Source organism: Microbispora sp. H10830, assembly GCF_014161375.1.
Classification (GTDB): domain Bacteria; phylum Actinomycetota; class Actinomycetes; order Streptosporangiales; family Streptosporangiaceae; genus Microbispora; species Microbispora catharanthi.
The window spans coordinates 13,120-30,742 of the sequence record NZ_JABBWX010000032.1 but is presented as its reverse complement, the minus strand read 5'-3'; the positions used below and the strand labels follow the sequence as shown (position 1 = coordinate 30,742).

Annotated in this window: 10 protein-coding genes; 6 read left to right on the top strand and 4 right to left on the bottom strand. The window is 68.4% G+C overall.

The features are described from left to right. Nucleotides 1-188 precede the first annotated feature (188 nt). Both HHX35_RS41465 and HHX35_RS41460 read right to left on the bottom strand, forming a co-directional pair. The gene (locus HHX35_RS41465; RefSeq protein WP_182904078.1) at nucleotides 189-1,073 is read right to left on the bottom strand and encodes a pentapeptide repeat-containing protein; all 885 of its coding nucleotides are present in this window, start codon (nucleotides 1,071-1,073) and stop codon (nucleotides 189-191) included. 628 nt (nucleotides 1,074-1,701) lie between these two features. Next, nucleotides 1,702-3,780, bottom strand: coding sequence for an alpha-L-fucosidase (locus HHX35_RS41460; RefSeq protein WP_182904077.1), 2,079 nt, complete (start codon nucleotides 3,778-3,780; stop codon nucleotides 1,702-1,704). Between the two features lie 231 nt (nucleotides 3,781-4,011). Between HHX35_RS41460 and HHX35_RS41455 the strand changes: the two genes are divergently transcribed. From HHX35_RS41455 to HHX35_RS41435, 5 genes are all read left to right on the top strand, one after another. Continuing rightward, nucleotides 4,012-5,352 carry an ABC transporter substrate-binding protein gene (locus tag HHX35_RS41455; RefSeq protein ID WP_182904076.1) on the top strand — a complete coding sequence of 447 codons (1,341 nt, stop codon included), beginning with the start codon at nucleotides 4,012-4,014 and terminating at the stop codon, nucleotides 5,350-5,352. A gap of 64 nt (nucleotides 5,353-5,416) precedes the next feature. Beyond that, nucleotides 5,417-6,445, top strand: coding sequence for a carbohydrate ABC transporter permease (locus tag HHX35_RS41450; protein ID WP_182904075.1), 1,029 nt, complete (start codon nucleotides 5,417-5,419; stop codon nucleotides 6,443-6,445). A gap of 5 nt (nucleotides 6,446-6,450) precedes the next feature. Next, a complete protein-coding gene (locus HHX35_RS41445; RefSeq protein ID WP_182904074.1) occupies nucleotides 6,451-7,299 on the top strand; it encodes a carbohydrate ABC transporter permease in 849 nt (282 codons plus the stop codon). Between the two features lie 26 nt (nucleotides 7,300-7,325). Further along, nucleotides 7,326-9,272, top strand: a complete 1,947-nt coding sequence (locus HHX35_RS41440) for an alpha-amylase family protein (RefSeq protein ID WP_182904073.1) — start codon at nucleotides 7,326-7,328, stop codon at nucleotides 9,270-9,272. A gap of 59 nt (nucleotides 9,273-9,331) precedes the next feature. Beyond that, complete coding sequence (locus HHX35_RS41435) at nucleotides 9,332-13,765, top strand: glycosyl hydrolase family 98 C-terminal domain-containing protein (RefSeq protein WP_182904072.1); 4,434 nt, start codon at nucleotides 9,332-9,334, stop codon at nucleotides 13,763-13,765. Here HHX35_RS41435 and HHX35_RS44365 read toward each other — a convergent pair. Next, nucleotides 13,717-14,697 (bottom strand): FadR/GntR family transcriptional regulator, encoded by a 981-nt coding sequence (locus HHX35_RS44365; RefSeq protein WP_259405890.1) that lies wholly within the window; start codon nucleotides 14,695-14,697, stop codon nucleotides 13,717-13,719. The genes HHX35_RS41435 and HHX35_RS44365 overlap by 49 nt on opposite strands. A 74-nt stretch (nucleotides 14,698-14,771) precedes the next feature. On the opposite strand from HHX35_RS44365, the gene HHX35_RS41425 reads away from it, so the two are divergent. Beyond that, nucleotides 14,772-15,287 carry a GNAT family protein gene (locus tag HHX35_RS41425; protein ID WP_310739662.1) on the top strand — a complete coding sequence of 172 codons (516 nt, stop codon included), beginning with the start codon at nucleotides 14,772-14,774 and terminating at the stop codon, nucleotides 15,285-15,287. A gap of 42 nt (nucleotides 15,288-15,329) precedes the next feature. Here HHX35_RS41425 and HHX35_RS41420 read toward each other — a convergent pair whose 3' ends face one another. Next, the gene (locus HHX35_RS41420; RefSeq protein WP_182904070.1) at nucleotides 15,330-16,079 is read right to left on the bottom strand and encodes a hypothetical protein; all 750 of its coding nucleotides are present in this window, start codon (nucleotides 16,077-16,079) and stop codon (nucleotides 15,330-15,332) included. Nucleotides 16,080-17,623: the final 1,544 nt, after the last annotated feature.

Sequence of the window (17,623 nt, the reverse complement as noted above, 5' to 3'; positions counted from 1 at the left end):
GGCCCTTTCGACATTCCGGGGACCACGATCGTCTTGCGTTCTGCACTGATGGCGTTGCTTGACCAGTGGTCAAGTGCAGCGGCTGGTCAGTGCTGAGGAAAGGGGCACATCGGCCGGCATCGCCGATGCGCCGTCGAGTGCGATGGTGAACTCGTCGAGCATCCCCGCGCGGCGTGATCATCGGCAGATTACGTGGACCCCGATGGCCGGCCTTTCTTGGCGGCTAGCTTTGGGACGGCGAATTCATCGTAGGTGCGGGGACTGATGGGTGGGAGATTCCGTTGGCGCGTTGGCTTGATACGTGAGGTGTCGAAGCCCTTGGGCCATTTGGTCTTCTCGTCGAAGACCACTCGTTTCAGCGAGGCGCCTGTCAGGTCGGCGCCGGTGAGCGTGGCCTCGCGAAGGTCGGCGTAGTCCATGCGAGCGCCGCGTAAGTTGGCATTTCGCAGGTCGGCCCTGGTCAGATCTGTTCCACGAAGGTCAACGCCCTCCGCGATGACCCCGGTCAGGGCGGCGTCGCGTAGGTCGGACTGGTAGAGAACGGCGTCAATGAGGTTCGTCCCAGCCAGTCTTACTCCGGTGAGATCCGCTCGGGTTAGATCGGCTCCGATGAGGGAAGCCTCTGTCAGGTCGCTGAAGTGGAGATCCGCGTCCCGGAGTCGAACGGAGGCGAGGTTGGCCTTGGGAAGGACCAGACGGTCGAGAAAGAGCACCTGACCTCGGATCGGGGCCCGGCGGCCGAGCACAGTCAGCGCTGCGTGGATGTCAGGGGCGCGGAGCGAAAGGTTGACATCGCTGCCATGCAGCGTGCTGGCCTGCCGCGCGTGCCCGGCACCTCGTTGAGGATCGCGGCTGCGGTTGCCGACGAACGAGGACAGGATCTCCGAAATAGACCGACGATCGTCTGAGGAGGAGCGGGAGATGCGTTCGAGAGCGTAGATGCCGCCGAGGCGGACGTCCAGGTTCGAATCGCCCAGGTGGGTGATAGCAGCGGCAAAGGACTCGGTGGCCTGCCCGTGACGGCTGAGCTGTAGTTGACGCCAGGTCAGATAGGCGCCGATCAGCAGTACCAAACCACCGACTCCTTGGAGCAGGGCGGTTCGTATGCCGTTCACTGCGGCGGCGTAGTCGTCCGGTGGCTTGGCGGTGCCCAGGTCCCATGCGAGGACATAGCGGGGAAGAAACAGGGCGCAGGCCAGTGTGACGAGTCCTAAGAGCGCAGTGAAGACGAGAGGCGCGGATATCCAATATCGCCATGGGGCGCGTCCTCGTGCCATCTTGTCTGTTCGCACAGGGTGGCCGGGGAGACGAGGCACGTGATCTTCGAAGCGGCTCATGGCACCTGAGGCATCGGCAATGGGAGCGGGGGTTCCACTGTCTCGCGAGCGCAGTTACATGGCCAGGAGCGCCACTGTACGGGTTTCGACTCTGGGCGGTGCGGAGTAACCGATCTCAATGACTGGGTACCGCGGGCTGAATAAGGCGATTGTGGCTTTTCTGGTGCGTCACCCAGGTGTCATCAAGAGTCGCCCTCCCGGACCGTGCCGTCCGGTGACAGATGTATGGCCAGCGTGTCACCGGATTCGAGGGGTTGCAGGCTCGTCTTCAGTGCGCACTGACTGGCGCGAGGTCCCCACCGTCACCGCGTCTCCTGCGCGGCCGGCAAGCGCGCGCCGGACTACAGTCCCGGCTGTCGGCGAGCTACGGCAGCGGAGTGATGCGCAGCACGCGGGCAGCGGTGCTTGACGACGCGTCGCCGGGCGACGGCGCGGGCAGGGTGAGCACACTGCCCTTCCTCCCCGGGGACACGGGGACGAGCGCGCCGGTGGACAGGTCGCGGACCTTCGCCCTGGCCGGCAGATGCAGTCCGGTGATCACGGTCTCCCCGGCCGCCGGGCCGAGCAAGTGGGCGTAGAGCGCGTCCGGCTTGGCCGTGAAGCGCACCGCCACACCATCCTGCGTCGCCGACTCGGGAGTGGTCCAGGCACGCGTGCCGTACACCGCCTCGCCGTGCACGTTCAGCCAGGCGCCGAGTTCGCGCAGGGCCCGCTGCTGCAACAGCGGTATGCGTCCGCGGTCGTCAGGGGAGACGCCGAGCAGCAGGTTGCCGTTCTTGCTCACCACGTCGAGCAGCAGGTGCACGAGCTGCGGTCCCGTGAGCGTGTGCTCGGGGCCTTCCTGCCGGTTCCACCCGAAGGAGATGCCGACCGGCCGGGCCATCTCCCAGGGGCGAGAGTCGACGACGTGACGGCGGGCGAGGTTCGGCGTCGCGACGTCGTAGGTCCCCGACCAGAACCGGTCGGTGACGAGGCCCTCGGGCACCTTCTCGTAGTAGTCCCGGAACAGGGCGGCTGGGTCGCCCGGGTAGCCCATGTCGTTCCAGAGGATCTCGGGCCGGTAGCGGTCGATGAGTTCGCGCCATTGCGCGTCCACGTAGGCGGCGTACTCCGGTCCAGGCGGGCAGCTGTGCCGGACGTCCGCCATCCGGCGCACGGGCAGGTTGGCGAACGACCAGTCCAGCCCGGAGGAGTAGTAGACGCCGAGGCGCATGTCGCGCTCGCGTACCGCCCGGGCCAGCTCGCCGACGACGTCACGGGAGGCGGTCCAATCATCGGGATGCGGTACGGCCGAGGGCCACAGCCGGTAGCCGTCGTGGTGTTTGGCCACGGGGACGGCGTACCGGACGCCGGAGGAGGCGAACAGGTCCGCCCACTCGGCCGGGTCCCAGTCGTCGAGCGCGTTCGCGAACGGCCCGCGGAACTGCCGGTACGGCATGCTGCCGTAGGTCGCGCGGTGGTAGTGCCAGGTCGGGCTGCCCTCTATGGCCAGCCCGTTCTCGTACCATTCGGAGAACGGATGGACGACGAGAGGGTCGGGCTCGTCGGTGCCGCGCGGCTGCGTTTCCTCGTCGACGAGGAGCTCGAGCAGCGACTCGTCCAGTGGAGCCCAGCCGGGCACCGAGTAGAGCCCCCAGTGGATGATGACGCCCAGCTTGGCGTCGCGGAACCAGGCGGGTGTCTCCCGCGCCGGCGCCTCCTCCTCCACGTCCGCGTGCCGCCGCCGCTTCCTGATTTTCGGGGCCGGACCGGGGTTCCTGCGGGCGGCGACTCCCCGGGCAGCGTGGGTGAGCACCCAGGCCCGCGCGGCGTCGGCGTCGTGCCGCTCGACGGCGGAGATCACCATGTCGTGGTCCTGCAGCAGGTGCTCGCGGCCCTGCTCCCAGGCGGCCTGCCACACGGCGAGCCGGCCGTTCACGCCCGACAACGCGTCGGCCAGTGCCCTCAGCATGCCATTGCCGCCCAGGCGGCACAGTCCGCTGTGGAACTCGCGGTCCGCCTCCGCCGCCTCGCCGGGGGTGCCGGCGGCGGCGACCTCGGCCGCGAGCTTGGTCAGCTCCGCGACTCCGTCCGGCCCGGCAAGGCCGGCCGCCCGTGCCGCCGCCGCGCTCTCGAGCACCGCCTGCACTTCAAGCAGCTCGGCCCACCGAGTCTCGTCGGCGATCGGCAGCACCAGGCGGAGCCCGGACATCAGCTGGTCGGGTTCGAGCGCGGTGACGAACACACCCGCGCCCTGCCGCGGGTCGACCAGCCCGAGAGCGACGAGCGCGCTCATCGCCTCGCGGATCGATCCCCTGGACACCCCGAGCTGCAGGGACAGGTCACGTTCGACGGGCAACTGCTGCCCCGGGCCGAACGCACCCTTCGCGATGAGATCGAGGATCTGGCGCAGTGCCCACGAGACGGCGGGGCGACTCGCTCCGGCGCGCTGGTCCTCGGTCATGCATCCTCCATCTAGTGGTCATGGGTACTTTAAGTCATCGGACCAATCTCGGCTAGTCCTCGGGGTGTTTCGATCTTCATCGCCTCGTCTGACCGGAGGTTGTTGGATGAATATCTCGTAACAGTCCCTTTACATGCAGGTCATGCGAAGGTAGAACTCTGCTGCGCCGGGAAGTCATCGGGGCAATTTCCTCGCGCTGTCTCAAGTGGTCCAACCCCCTGTGAGGAATCCATGAGCATCAACCGGCGAGCACTCGCCCTACTGGCGGCCGGAGGCGCTCTGGCGCTGGTGACCGCGTGCGGTGGCGGCGGCTCGGAACCCGCCACGAACGAGTCGGCCGGCGGTTCGGCGTCGGGCCCGGCGACCTTGAACCTGTGGACGTGGACGGGCGCCCCCGGTAAGACGGCCATGCAACGGGCCATCGACGCCTACACGAAGGCACACCCGAACGTCACCGTCAAGAACACCGAGATCGCCCAGAACGACTTCAAGGCCAAGGTGCCCCTCGCGCTGAACGGTGGCGAGCAGATCGACGTCCTCGCGGTGCAGCCGAACCTGTTCGCCGACCAGATCAAGGACCAGCTTCTGCCGGTCTCGTCCTGGCAGAAGGACATGCCGGCCGGCACCATGGACAAGTTCCAGCCGCTCGCTCTCACACAGAACAAGAAGCTCTACAGCGACGGGCAGCTCTACTCGGTCCCGCTCGGCATGTCCGGCTCGGCGGTGGGCTACTACAACGCCCAGATGCTGGACGAACTCGGCGTGCAGCCGCCGCAGACCTGGGCCGAGATGGCGGCGCTGGCCAAGACGCTGAAGGAGAAGAAGCCGGGCGTGTCGGTCGCCGCGATGCCCGCGGGCACCGACTCGTGGTTCCAGGACGAGTTCCTGCTCACCCTCGTCGGCCAGAACGACAAGGGTTTCTTCGACAACGTCCGCTACAACAACGGCCAGTGGAACACCGCGTCGTACGTGCAGGGCCTGAAGGACCTGCAGAAGATCTACGCCGATGGCGGCCTGGACAAGAACATGATCGACGCTGACTACGCCAAGGCCGAGGAGGCGTTCGCCACCGGCAAGGCCGCGATCCTGTTCAACGGCACATGGGACTCGGTCCTGTTGTCCCCCTCCTACCGCGAGGCCAACAAGATCGGCCTCAAGGACGTCGGCGCCATGCCGGTGCCGGCTGTCGGCGATCCGTCCACGCGCTCGCTGCGCTCCTTCCTCGACGTCACGATGGGCGTCCCGAAGACCGCCAAATACCCCAAGGAGGCGGCCGACTTCATCGCCTACATCACCACGGGTGAGGGCGTGAACGAGTGGGCCAAGGATCTGGGCCTGATCCCCGCGCTGCAGGGGTGGACCGCGCCCGAGGGGTCGGTGAAGAGCGACGCGGAGAAGACCGGCCTGAAGACGGTCCAGGACCTCATCGCCAACCCGCACAGCGACCGCAACAACCTCAGCGCGTTCTCCGCAGAGGTGGGCAAGGGCGTGCTGTCGGTGATCGGCGGCGCCGATCCGGCCGAGGCCGCGCAGAAGATGCAGGACGACCTCGACAGCGGCAAGTTCAGCTGACCCAGTCGCCGGCCGGGCGCGATCTGACCGCGCGCCCGGCCGGGCTCCACCGGAAGGTTCATGAATGCGGCGCAAGCTGAAGGGGGAGGGGCGGGTTGCCGCCCTGTTCCTGGTCCCGCTGTTCCTCATGTACGCGGTCTACTTCGCGTACAGCTTCTGGTTCCTGGTCGGCGCCGGCTTCACCAAAGTCTCGATCGGGTTCCGCAACGCGGTCGACGTCGGGTGGAAGAACTATCGGCTGCTGCTGCAGGACGAGACGTTCCTCCACGCGATCAGGAACAATCTGCTGTTCGCGGCCGCCAGCATCGCGGTGGCGCTCACCCTCGCGTTCGTCATCGCGGTGCTGCTGGCGAGCGGCATCGGCGGACGACGGCTTTACTACACGATCTTCCTGGTGCCGGCGCTGACCCCGATCGCGCTGATCGCCACCGTCTTCGGGCGGATGCTGCAGTACCAGGACGGCGCGCTCAACCAGGCGCTGCGTGCCGTGGGCCTCGACGCGCTGGCCGCGCATTGGCTCACCGAGCCCGCCTGGGCCTTCGCCGCCGTCTGCGGGCTGTTCGCGTACCTGATCGGGCTGCCGATCATGTATTACACCGCGGACCTGTCCGCCCTGCGCACCGACGTCATCGAGGCGGCCGTGCTCGACGGCGCGGGCCCCCTGCACATCATGCGGGTGATCATCCACCCGATGATGAGGAGCACCCACGTCACGGTGATCCTCGCCCTGCTGCTCGGCTCGTTCCGCGCGTTCGAGGTGGTGCTGCTGTCCACCGGAGGCGGGCCGGAGGACACGACCGAGATCGTCGGCACCTACACCTACCGGTTCGTCACCTCGGGCGGGTCGTCCATCGGGTACGCCTCGGCGGCCTCGGTGCTCGTCCTGATCGTGGCGCTGCTGGTATCGGCCGTCCAGGTGATCGTGACCAGAAGGCCGGGGCGGCGGGATCGTGAGAACCCGGAGGCACCCGGCGGCGTCGAGGACGCCGCGTCCGCCGCCGAGCCGTCGGCCGCGAAGGAGAGCCCGGGAGAGAGCGCGGGAGAGAGCGCGGGAGAGAGCGCGGAAGAGACGGCGAAGGGAACCGCACGATGATCGGCATGAAGCGCTCCGCCCCGTCGGACGCGACCGGATTCGGCCTGCTGGCCCGCCGCCGCAGAGACCGGCTCATCATGCAAGTCATGCTGGCCGTTACGGCGCTGATCTGGCTGTTTCCCGTGTACTCGGCGGTCAGCGAAGCCCTCAAGGTCGGCGGCCTGGCCAACTTCGCGTCCCTGTTCACCGATCCGCTCGGCGGCGTTCCCATCTGGCGCACGTACGCGAACTCCTTCGCCAACGGCATCGTTCACACGCTTGTCGTGCTGGCCGTGTCGCTGCCCGCCGGGTACGCCTTCGGCAAGCTCCAGTTCCGCGGGCGGGAAGCGCTCTACTACGCGACGATCCTGTTCCTGGCCATCCCCGGCACCGCGATCCTGGTGCCGCTCTACCACGTCACCGACGAGCTCGGCCTGTTCAACACCTACATCGGCGTCGGGCTGCCGGAGGCGGCGCTGACCGTGCCGTTCGGCGTGCTGCTCATGCGCAACTACGCCGACAACGTGCCCGACGCGCTGCTGGAAGCGGCGATCGTGGACCGGGCCGGGCACCTGCAGATCTTCCGGCACGTCTTCGTGCCGATGGCCCGGCCGGCGATCACCAACCTGACCGTCCTGTGCTTCATGTGGTCGCTGCAGGACTTCCTGTGGCCTTCGATCTTCAACACCAAGGCGGAGATGACTACGGCGGCGCAGGCCGTCGCCACCTTCCACAACGCCCTGTCGGCCTCGCCCGCCGACAGCGCGCGCTACAGCGCCAGCCTCGTCCTGCTCGCCCTTCCCGCCGTCCTGCTCGTCGTGTTCGGTCTGCGCTTCATCACCAGCGGTCTGACCAGCGGCGCGCTCAAGGACTGAGCCTCACCTCTCGGGGGTCTTCCTTCATGCTGCCCAGAAGAACCGTTCATCTGGACTTCCACACCGGCCCGCAGGTGCCGGAGGTCGGCACCGCCTTCGAGCCGGACGCCTTCGCCCGCACGCTCGTCGACTCTCACACGGAGAGCGTGACCCTGTTCGCCAAATGCCACCACGGACTGCTGTATTACGAGACCGACCGGCCGGAACGGCACCCGGGCCTGGCCAAGGAGTTGAACCTCCTGGACGAGCAGATCGAGGCACTGCGCGGGGCCGGCATCCGCACGCCCGTCTACCTGAGCTTCCTGGTGGACGAATACGCCGCCGAACTCGCCCCCGAGTGGATCGCGCTGGAGGCGGACGGCCGCCAGGTGCGCCGGTCGCGCGGACGGTTCGACCCCGGCTGGTACGTTCTCGACCCGTCGAGTCCGTACCAGGACTACTTCGCCGATCAGCTGAACGACGTGCTCGCCCACTTCGGCACGGTGGACGGAATCTTCATCGACATGTGCTGGGACCAGCCCAGCGCCTCCAAGTGGGCCGTCGACGGCATGCGCCGGGCTGGGCTCGACCCGGCCGACGCCGGGGACCGGAACCGGTACGCCCGCAAAGTCGCCCACGAGTACATGGCCCGCTACCGGGACATGATCGTGCCGCACCTGGCCGACGACGCGCCGATGAGCGTGTGGTTCAACAGCCGCCCCAAGACCGCGCTCGGCGAGGAGGTCGGCTATGTATCGCACGTCGAGATCGAAGCGCTGCCGACCGGGGGATGGGGGTACGGCTACCTGCCCTACGTGTCGCGGTTCGTCCGCCCGTTGGGCGTGCCCGCACTCGCGCACACCGGACGCTTCCACAAGAGCTGGGGGGACAACGGAGGGCTCAAGCCCCCCGCGGCGCTGAAGTACGAGTGCGCCCAGATGCTCGCCTACGGCCTGACGGCCGGCGTCGGCGACCTGCTCCACCCCAGCGGGCGCCTCAACCCCGAGACCTACGAGCTGATCGGGGATGCCTACGCCTACCTCAAGCGGTGCGAGCCGCACGTGGAGGATGCCGCACACGTGCGCGAGTTGGCCGTGCTGATGGACCCGGCGCTCGGTGACGATCCCGGGCCCGTCGGCACCGGCCTGGTCCGGGCGCTGCAGCAGCTCCGCCTCCAGTTCGACGTGCTCGCCCCCGACGCCGACCTGTCCGGCTATCGCGCGGTCGTCGTACCGGAGAGCACGCCGCTCACACCGGACGTCATCGCGTACGCCGAGGGCGGCGGGGCGGTGCTCGTCGCCGGGCAGCCGTTCCCCGGCGTGGCGGCGCAGGCGGAGGGCGAGCCGCTGGCAGGAACGTTCCTTCGCCCGGCCGGCCGGCCCGAGGCCTTTCCGTACGCGATGTACGAGCCCGTGCGAGGACTGCTGCCCGAGCACGGCGCCGAGGCGCTGTACGAGGTGGTCGAGCCGTACTTTCCCCGGTCGTGGGACGCATTCAGCGGCCACGACTACACCCCGGCCGGAACCGAGCCCTCCCGCTACGCGGCGGCCGTCGTCAAGGACCGCGTCGCTGTCGTCGCCGCGCCGATATTCACCGCGTACGGCAGGCATGCGCCGCTGGCGTACCTGGCGATGCTGCGCGAGCTGTTCGGCCGGATCCTGCCCGACCCGGTGGTACGCACCGGCGGTCCCTCTCACCTGGAGGCCGTGGTCGTGGACACCCCCCCGGCGCGGATCGTCCACCTGCTGAGCTTCCTGCCGTCGCGGCAGGCCGAGGGGCTCAGCCCGATCACGCTCGAAATCGAGGGCATCGACCTGCTGCGCGATCCGTTCCCGCTGGTGTCGACCGAGGTGGCGGTCAGGTCGGACGCCCCGCCGGCCGCCGTGCGACTGGAGCCCCACGGGATCGACCTGCCCTTCACCCACGAGAACGGCTACGTCCACGTGACCGTGGACGTCCCCGACGGCCACGGCATGGTCGTCGTCGCCCGCTGACCTCCACGTTCCCCGTCCCTCCCACCCCCCATCACCTCCGACCTGACCAGAGGTACCCCATGTCACGAATATCGGCGCTCGTCGCGCTGATCCTGGGAGCGGTGATGCTGGTCGCCGTCCCCGCCCAGGCGGACGACGTGCCGCTCCGGCTCACCATCGACAACGCTCACCCGCTGCTCATCACCCAGGTCCTCATCGGCTACAACTTCGGTGAGGACCCCGGGTTCCGCCGCGACCTCAACGACGGCTGGAACATCAGGCAGAGCTGGGCCGCACTGCCCGACGAGCTCAAGGGCAACACGGCGTTCGTGCTCCACCCCGGGCACAGCCAATGGGCCGACGCGAAGCCGGAGGTCGCCCGGCGCTGGGTGGAGGACAACCTGGCCGAGGGCCGCGATCTCGGCATCCCGATGTTCGTCCTGTGGGGCGAGTCGCCGACCGCGCCGGCCGACAGCTATGAGTGGATCGAGAAGCTCTACCAGACGTACCCGAACTTCGTCGGCACGGTCGTCTCCGAGCTGACCGGAACGCTGAACACGCTGCCGAAGATCCTCGAGGTCGCGCACAGGTACGGCGGCTTCCACGTGCTCGGCTCGATGGAGGAGGCCAACCTCCTGGGCGCCAGGCTGGAAGACCAGGCGTACTGGGACAGCGTCCGGCCATACGCGGAGAACTTCATCTTCAACCCGAAGAACATGCACGAGAACTTCGACACGTCCAACGCGCAGGCGCTGGGCGCGTGGCTCGCGGGTGAGATCGGCAACTGGGGGCCGTACTTCGACGGCTACGCCTACTACGGGTGCAACGTCTTCGGGCAGGGCAGCTACACCTCGCTGAGCCGCGGCGACCGGTGCTCCCGGTCCCAGCCGGAGACCGTGTACGCGATGGCGATGCTCGACCAGTGGCAGAACGGTGCGACGGTCTTCCACCTGGAGAACCAGCTCGACGTGCCGGCGCCGGGCAACCTGTACTCCCCGGTCTTCTACCAGTCGATCCTCCCGGCGATGCGCTACATCCTGAGCCACCCCGGGCCGACCAGGGAGCAGGTGCTCGCCAAGACGAAGATCGCGTTTTCCGAGAAGGAGGGCACGATCAGCTCGCTGCCGGACACCGTGTCGGCGCGCAACGCCCGCACCACCTTCTTCGACCTCTATGAGAAGGTGCCCGACGCGCTCGGCGGCCAGGGACTGTGGTATTACCTGCGGTCGTCGGGCCGGTACGGCATCGTCCCCAGGCTGCCCAAGCTCGCTCCCCAGGAGATCGTGGACAAGATCCCCACGATCGTCACCAAGTCCTCCTACAGTGCCCAGTTGACGGCGGGGGACGCGAAGCGCGCGTTCTTCGACGCGAAGTATCCGGAAATCTCCTCAGGTGATGCGTTCGTGCAGCGGTGGGATGACCAATGGCTGGTCTACAACTCGCGTTACATGGACAACGTGAACCAGGACGCGGTCCTCCACCTCGGCGGTCCGGACTTCACCCGGCTCGATATGCCCGAGATCACGCCGCACACGTACGCGATGATCGACGCGTCGGACCACCGGCTGACCATGCAGGTCGACGACTACCGCTCCGACCGCAGCCAGGACCTGATGCGCGACGACGGCCGGCGGGACATGGAGTTCATCCGCGACTACCCGAAGTACGCCTACGTCCCGAACGCCGCCGACAGGCAGCTGCGCACCACGACCATCCGGGTCCACGCCACGAAGCGACCGGTGCTCACCATCTCCGGCTATGACGGGCACTACACCTACGAGCAGCAGTGGAACGAGAACACCGGTGTCTACACGCTGACGCTCAAGCACAACGGCGTGGTCAACGTGGACCTCAGCACGCAGGTGAACACCGACGGCTGGACCTCGGTGGAGGACGAGAGCCCCGGTGGCACCGGCTCCGCGCGGCCCTGGATCCGGTTCGGCGACGGCGACAACCGCGTGATCAAGCACGGTCACACCCAGGAGGTCGCCTTCGACGGCACGACCGTCCAGTGGGCGCTGCTCGGCAAGAACGCCACGGTGACGATCGACGGCGCCGACTATTCGGGCGTCACCCGCGCCACCGGCCTGCCCAACGGCCCGCACACCCTGCGTGTCGACGGCCCCGGCGTGCGGATCCGCGACCTGGCCTACGTGCCGTCCGTCGAGCACATGCTCACCGACATCCACGACGACGACTTCAGCTACGCCACGGCCGCCGAGGACCAGGACACCGTCTACGGCTCCGACAAGTGGCGGGTCGCCGACGGGCAGCTGAAGCTGCTGCCGTACGTCTTCCCGTTCTTCGGCGACGTGTCGGTCTACAACACCGACGTCAAGGCGCAGGACGTGGTGTACGAGGCCAAGATGACCCTGCTCAAGGGCACCACCGGCCAGCTCATGCTGCGGGCGGACGAGAAGAACAAGACCAGCTACATGCTCCGGCTCGACCCCAACCGGGTCGGCGAGGGCGAGCGCGCCTCCGCCACCACCGGCGACGTGCAGCTCATCTTGGACCACGCCACCCAGCTCGCCGTGAACACGAGCGTCGACCTGGTCACGGGCCGGCAGTACGCCGTGAGGTTCCAGGCGATCGGCGACCGGATCCAGGCGTGGATCGACGGAAACCTCGTCATCGACTACACCGTCACCGCCGCCCAGCGCCGCGGCGCGGGCTACACCGGCATCCGCATCGCTCAGCGCAACGGCGGCGGAATGGGCGACTTCGTCCTGCTCGACGACGTCCGCTTGACCGATCCCGACGGCACGGAGCTGTACCACAGCGACTTCGCCGACTGGGACGCGGCCAAGGGCTGGATCACCGAGGGCGCCCTGGTGTTCGGCGCCAGGGACACCCGGTCGAGCTTCGAGTTCCCGTGGCGCTGGCAGGCCGCGTCCGGCACGTGGAAGGTCGTCAACACCGACGCCTTCACCGGCGGTGAGACCGGCTACTACACCGGCGCGGCCGGCGACGCCGACGCCCTGGTCACCGCAGGAGACGACGCGGCCTGGGCGGCCGGGGGAGGCTACCTCTACTCCTCCCAGGTGCGGATCGACGACGGCGACGCCGCCGGGCTGCTGTTCCGCGTGCAGGACGCCGGCAACCTCTACCGCGCGACGCTCGACGCCGCGCACCAGCGGGTGACGGTCGACCGGCGCGTCAAGGGCGAGTGGACGCAGGTCTCCTCGGCCGCCGCGCCGGTCGACCTGGCCGCCGATCGCTGGTACGCCGTCAGAGTGAGCGCCCGCGGCCCGCTGATCACGGTCACCGTGAACGGCAGGCAGGCCCTGTCGGCCCAGGACGCGACGTTCGCCAAGGGCGGCGTCGGCTACTACCTGCCCGCCGGCGCCAAGGGGAGCTTCGACGACGCCCGCGTCGCCGTGCTGCCCGCCCTGCCCGCCGCCGGGCCGGACACGGTCGCCGTGATCGCGAAGGACGGCGTCGCCGGGCGGCACGTCGTCGGCTACGACGTCCAGGGCGTGAAGACGGCCAAGGACGCCCAGCCGGCGCTGCCGGAGACGGTGACCGCTCTCTACTCCGACGGCACCCGTGGAGAGGTCGCGGTCACTTGGCCCGAGATCGCGGCCGACCGGCTGGCCGTCGCGACGACCCCGTTCGCCGACGGCCAGTCGCGCGGGAAGTTCACCGTCGAAGGCACGGTGGAGGGCACTACCCGGAAGCCGTCGCTGCCGGTCACGGTGATGCCGAAGCTGGCCCAACCGATCACGACCACGCTGAAGTACAACCCCGCGAAGCCCGCGCTGCCCGCGCAGACCTTCAACAACGTGGTGTTCGACGCCGGCGGCGGCGTGACCTTCACCCGCTTCGTGTACGTCCGCTGGGACCGGCCGATCACGGTCTCCGCCGGCGGGGAGCAGGCCCAGACGCTCACCGGCACGATCGCCGACCACCCATGGGAGAAGGCCAAGGCCACGGTCACGCTCGACGTCAAGCCCGACAACCTCGCGCTCAACAAGCCTGTGGTGGCCTACGGGCAGACCTCGAACGCCAACCGTGTGCCCGCGAAGATGGTCGACGGCGACCCCACCTCGGGCTGGTACTCCGGCGGCGCCGCCGACGGGGCCTTCTCCGACGGCACCTCGGGCTCGACCCAGGGCTCGCTGTGCACCTGGGCGTACGTCGACCTGGGCAGCGACCGGACCATCAAGTCGTACGAGATCCAGTTTGGAGAGAACCTCACAAACTGGGGCAACATGTTCGACCCGCCGTACCAGATCCAGGTGCTGACGGCGGCCCAGGCCGCCGCACACACGGCCGCCGAGCGTAACTCCAGCGTCTGCACCCGCCTCAGCGGGGGCAACGGACACCCGACGGTCAGCGCCGACAAGGACATCTGGACGACGGTGTCGTCCGGCGTCGGCACGGTCGCAGCAGCCCGGCACGCGCTGAGCGCCTCAGTCACCGCGCGGTACATCCGCGTGTTCTCCAACGAACCTCTCACGGCTCACCGGTATGGCGTCGCCGTGATGGAGTTCGCGGCGTACGCCTCCTGACACCGCTGTCCGCCCCAGCGGGGCGGACACCGCGACGACCCCGGGCCCGGACGGCCGCCCGAGCCGCCCCGGGCCCGGCCGTGCACGGTCAGACGGCCCTGCGTGGCTAGCAGCGGTCGGCGCCGTTGGCGGCGTATTCCGGGCGGTCGGCCTCGTCCGTGCACACCTCCGTGTGGGCCAGGCCGTACCGGCGGGCGAACGTGCGGGCGGCGGCCGTTCTGACGAGGCCAGACTGGGAGAGAGCTCATCGCGTCGAGGAGCAGGCCGGGGGACAGGCTGGTGACGTAGGCGCCGTCGCCCTGCCGCGTCTGCAGGACCCGCATCGCGGCCAGGGCGCGTACGGCCTCGCGGAGCGTGTTGCGGGCGACGCCGAGCCGTTCGGCGAGGTCCTTCTCGACCGGGAGCTTCTGGCCCGCACGCAGCTCGCCATCGCGCAGGACCGGGACGATCTCGTTGACCGACGCGAGCCGGCAGGAGTCGATCGCGCAGAAGTCGCTCTGGCAGAAGTCGATCGCGCCCGCCTGGAGGAGCTGCTCGAACATCACCCTGTTGTGGCAGTGTTCGCCGGTGGCGACGCCGACGGGGGCGACGGCCTTGCGGATGGCGCCGTGGCCGAGCACGTCGTCGGGGCTGATCGGCTCGCCGATCTCCTCCCGCGCGATCGCCAGGCGGCGCGCCCGCCCTGCGCGCGGCGAGATCCCAGGCGGAGTTGAGTACGGCCGCGGCGGACAGGTGCACCACGCCCTTCTCCGGCCCGGGCCGGCGCATCCGGCTGTCGGCCATGGTCTCGCGGTCGAGACGTATGCGGTCGAGTAGTCGCCGAGCAGAACGCAGTATCCGTGCCGTTCCGTCCGGGGTGCCGTCCGATTCACCCTCGGCCAGCCGCTCGGCCTCGCCCAGCCGTGTACGGTGCCGAGTAATCCCGATGCCATGTCGGCTCCCGATACCGGCAATGGTCTTTCTCGTCGCCTTAACACAAGGACGCGACCGTGACACACTGCCGAATGTGATTTTGCGACCGATCCGCGAAGCGGACATCCCTCGCATCGAAGCCGGATCCTCCACTCCCGAGGGAACGGGCGAGCTCCAGTGGTTCGGCTATCGCACCTTTCATATGATGCGGGAGCGGGTGACGAAGGACGGTTACCTGGGGCCGGAGGCGGGCGGTCTCGTCGTCGAGTACGACAGCGAGGTCGCGGGGTGGGTCACGTGGTCCAAGCATTTCTGGGGACCTGAGGTCACCTCGTGGGGCTGGACCATCGGAATCATTCTTTTTCCGGCGTTCCGCGGCAGGGGGATCGGTACCGCCGCGCAGAAGGAACTGACCGACTACTTGTTCGCGCACACCCAGGCGGAACGGATCCAGGCGTTCACCGACGTGAGCAACGTGGCGGAGCAGCGGGCATTGGAGAAGGCGGGATACCAGCGAGAGGGCGTGCTGCGCAGAGCGCAGTGGCGGAACGGCGAATGGCACGACCAGATCCTCTACGCGGCACTCAGGGACCGGCGGGGCCACATCTGAGGCACGTGACCGGTATGCCTGGACGCCTCCTGCCGGAGGTCCTCAGCCGGTGGACGTCGATGGCCTGCGCCGATACCGGGCAACGCTCTCCCGCGCCACGCTCGGAAGGCGGTTCACGCAGGGAAACACCCGCTGGTGAGAGTCCCCCACCGCGTCCGTGACGCGCAGGACAATGTCGAACCGCTCAAGTTCGGCGAGCGCCTTGACGGTGAACCAGGCAAGCATCGACCCGTCGGTGTAGCTTTGCACCGATGGCAGGGCGGATCCCCGCGTTCTCCACCGGATATGAAAGTCCCTTCCATCCACCAGGCCGCGGGATCGCATTTGGTCGTTGACGACGGACAGCGGCACCCAGTGATAGCGATCGTTCGGTACCGGTTGGCCTACGAATCTCACGTAGTACCGATAGTCCTCGACGACAGCGATTCCTGACCCGGCGTTGTAGATCCAGACCCTCCACTCGTCGCTGTCGGGACTGAAACGGATCCCCTCGTCGTCGATTGCGAAGCTGATGACGGGCCGTACGGCTCTCGCATACTGCATACGCGCCAGGAGCAGGCCGGTCGCCAGGGCGAGCAGGTTCGCCGTGGTCGCCGCGTCGATCACGCTGAAGGTGAGCACCGCGGCGGTCTTCCTGCCGATATTCGCGCGCAGAACCTCCCAGCCCAGGTTCCCGGCGAGCAGGGAGATCACCAGCATCGGGAACAGGAAGAAGAGCAAGGAGCGGCGAACGACCCGTTGACTGCCGAAACTCTCGTCGTCCGGATACGACGACGCCGGTCCGCGCGCCACGAATATCGCCTCCCTCCCCGCGCGACGTTTATGTCACTGGGCTCAGCAGAGCGCCGGAAATGGCGGAAGTCAAGGGATCGGTGTTTAAGGTCCTGTTATAAACGACAGGACTCGCAGCACGGATGCGTGCTATCCGCGTGTGGGCCTTCCGGCCGGCTGCGTCGCAGGCCGGCCGACGAACACGCGGTCTGGAACGTCGACGGCCGCCCGCCGGTGCTGCCTCTCGTGCTCGGGAGCGAGGGATGGGCCGGGTGAACATCGAGCTGGATCCGCTCGTGGTGAGCGACTGGCCCGGCAGTGAACGGGTGGCTCGACTGCAACTCCCTAGCCTCAGGGGGCCGTCGAGGGCCAACGCGGCAGGCCGCACCGGTTCCTCTCCCCGTCTGTACTGGCCGCCGAAGGGAAACTCCAGCCAGTCGTGCCAGGGTCCGGAGGGACCGCCGTCCAGCGCGTGCGCCGCCGGTTCGCAGGAGTCACGCCACACCCACGAGCGTCTTGGCCGGGACGATCGGCGCGTCCGGTGGGCTCCCGCCCTCATGGGCATCCCGCTGAACGAGCCGGTCGGCGTACCCCCTGATTCGGGTGCCCGTCCCCATCCGCCGGCGATCGCGGCGGCCTCACCGTCACCGCGGTCGGCTTCCGCGTGGGAAGCGGCACGTGGCGATCCGCCGCCGCGGCAGGCGAGTTCGGCGGCAACGCCACCTCCCAGATGCGCCCGTTTCCGACGACCATCGGCACTTCTCCGGTGCCGGGCACGGCGCCAAGGGGCGTCGCTGGAACGCCTGGGTCCGGACACGCATCGACACATGTCGACCCGGTCACCGGCGGCTGCTGGTCCGCCGCAACCAGGCCCACCGGGGAACTGGCCTTCTATCGCGGCTGCGTACCCCGGTCGGCTCCGCCGGCCACCCTGGTGCGCAGCGCCGGCATCCGATGCCTTGGTTGAGGAATCCTTCCGGGCCGCCAAGGGCCAGGTTGGGCTGGACCGCACGTTGATCTCAATGCGTCGCCGAAGTACTCGGACGCCTTATTGTTAGCGTTAACATTTGGTCTACCGGCCGAGCCCCTCTCCATCGGGTGGGTGGAGGTGGTGTGGGGGAGAGCGAATACGAGAGAGGGTGCCACTGTCAAGGGTCCGGCGCGTGCTTGCGTCGGGCGCCTGGGCCTGGGTGCGAGCTGGCTGGGCGTTACCGTGACGGCTCCCGGGCCAGCAAGTGCCTACGGTGAAACTTTCATCTAGGCGCTTCTCGCAGGAAAGGTGGCCGAAAGTTTCCGGCAGCTAGTTACCTCTGTGAGTGCAATTCTCTGTCTGCATCGCCGATACCCCAAGCGAAAGTTTCCGTCGTCGTATTGACAAGTTTCGGTGAGGTTTCCACACTGAGTCCCGAGGCGGCCGCCGATGCCCGGTGGGTGGTGCACGGGCGGGGGCCGCCCGTCGACGACGCCTGGTGGTGTGCGTCCCCTTGTGGCGGGGCGCGGCGTCGAGCACGCGGGGACACCGCGCACTCCCCCTTTGGATCTCCCCCCCTTGGATTCAGTTACGG

What these genes read in the sequence shown, in the direction of transcription:
- HHX35_RS41450 (WP_182904075.1), top strand. Translation starts at nt 5,417, where the DNA reads ATGCGGCGCAAGCTGAAGGGGGAGGGGCGGGTTGCCGCCCTGTTCCTG.
- HHX35_RS41435 (WP_182904072.1), top strand. Translation starts at nt 9,332, where the DNA reads ATGTCACGAATATCGGCGCTCGTCGCGCTGATCCTGGGAGCGGTGATG.
- HHX35_RS44365 (WP_259405890.1), bottom strand. Translation starts at nt 14,697, where the DNA reads ATGGCATCGGGATTACTCGGCACCGTACACGGCTGGGCGAGGCCGAGC.
- HHX35_RS41440 (WP_182904073.1), top strand. Translation starts at nt 7,326, where the DNA reads ATGCTGCCCAGAAGAACCGTTCATCTGGACTTCCACACCGGCCCGCAG.
- HHX35_RS41455 (WP_182904076.1), top strand. Translation starts at nt 4,012, where the DNA reads ATGAGCATCAACCGGCGAGCACTCGCCCTACTGGCGGCCGGAGGCGCT.
- HHX35_RS41460 (WP_182904077.1), bottom strand. Translation starts at nt 3,780, where the DNA reads ATGACCGAGGACCAGCGCGCCGGAGCGAGTCGCCCCGCCGTCTCGTGG.
- HHX35_RS41445 (WP_182904074.1), top strand. Translation starts at nt 6,451, where the DNA reads ATGAAGCGCTCCGCCCCGTCGGACGCGACCGGATTCGGCCTGCTGGCC.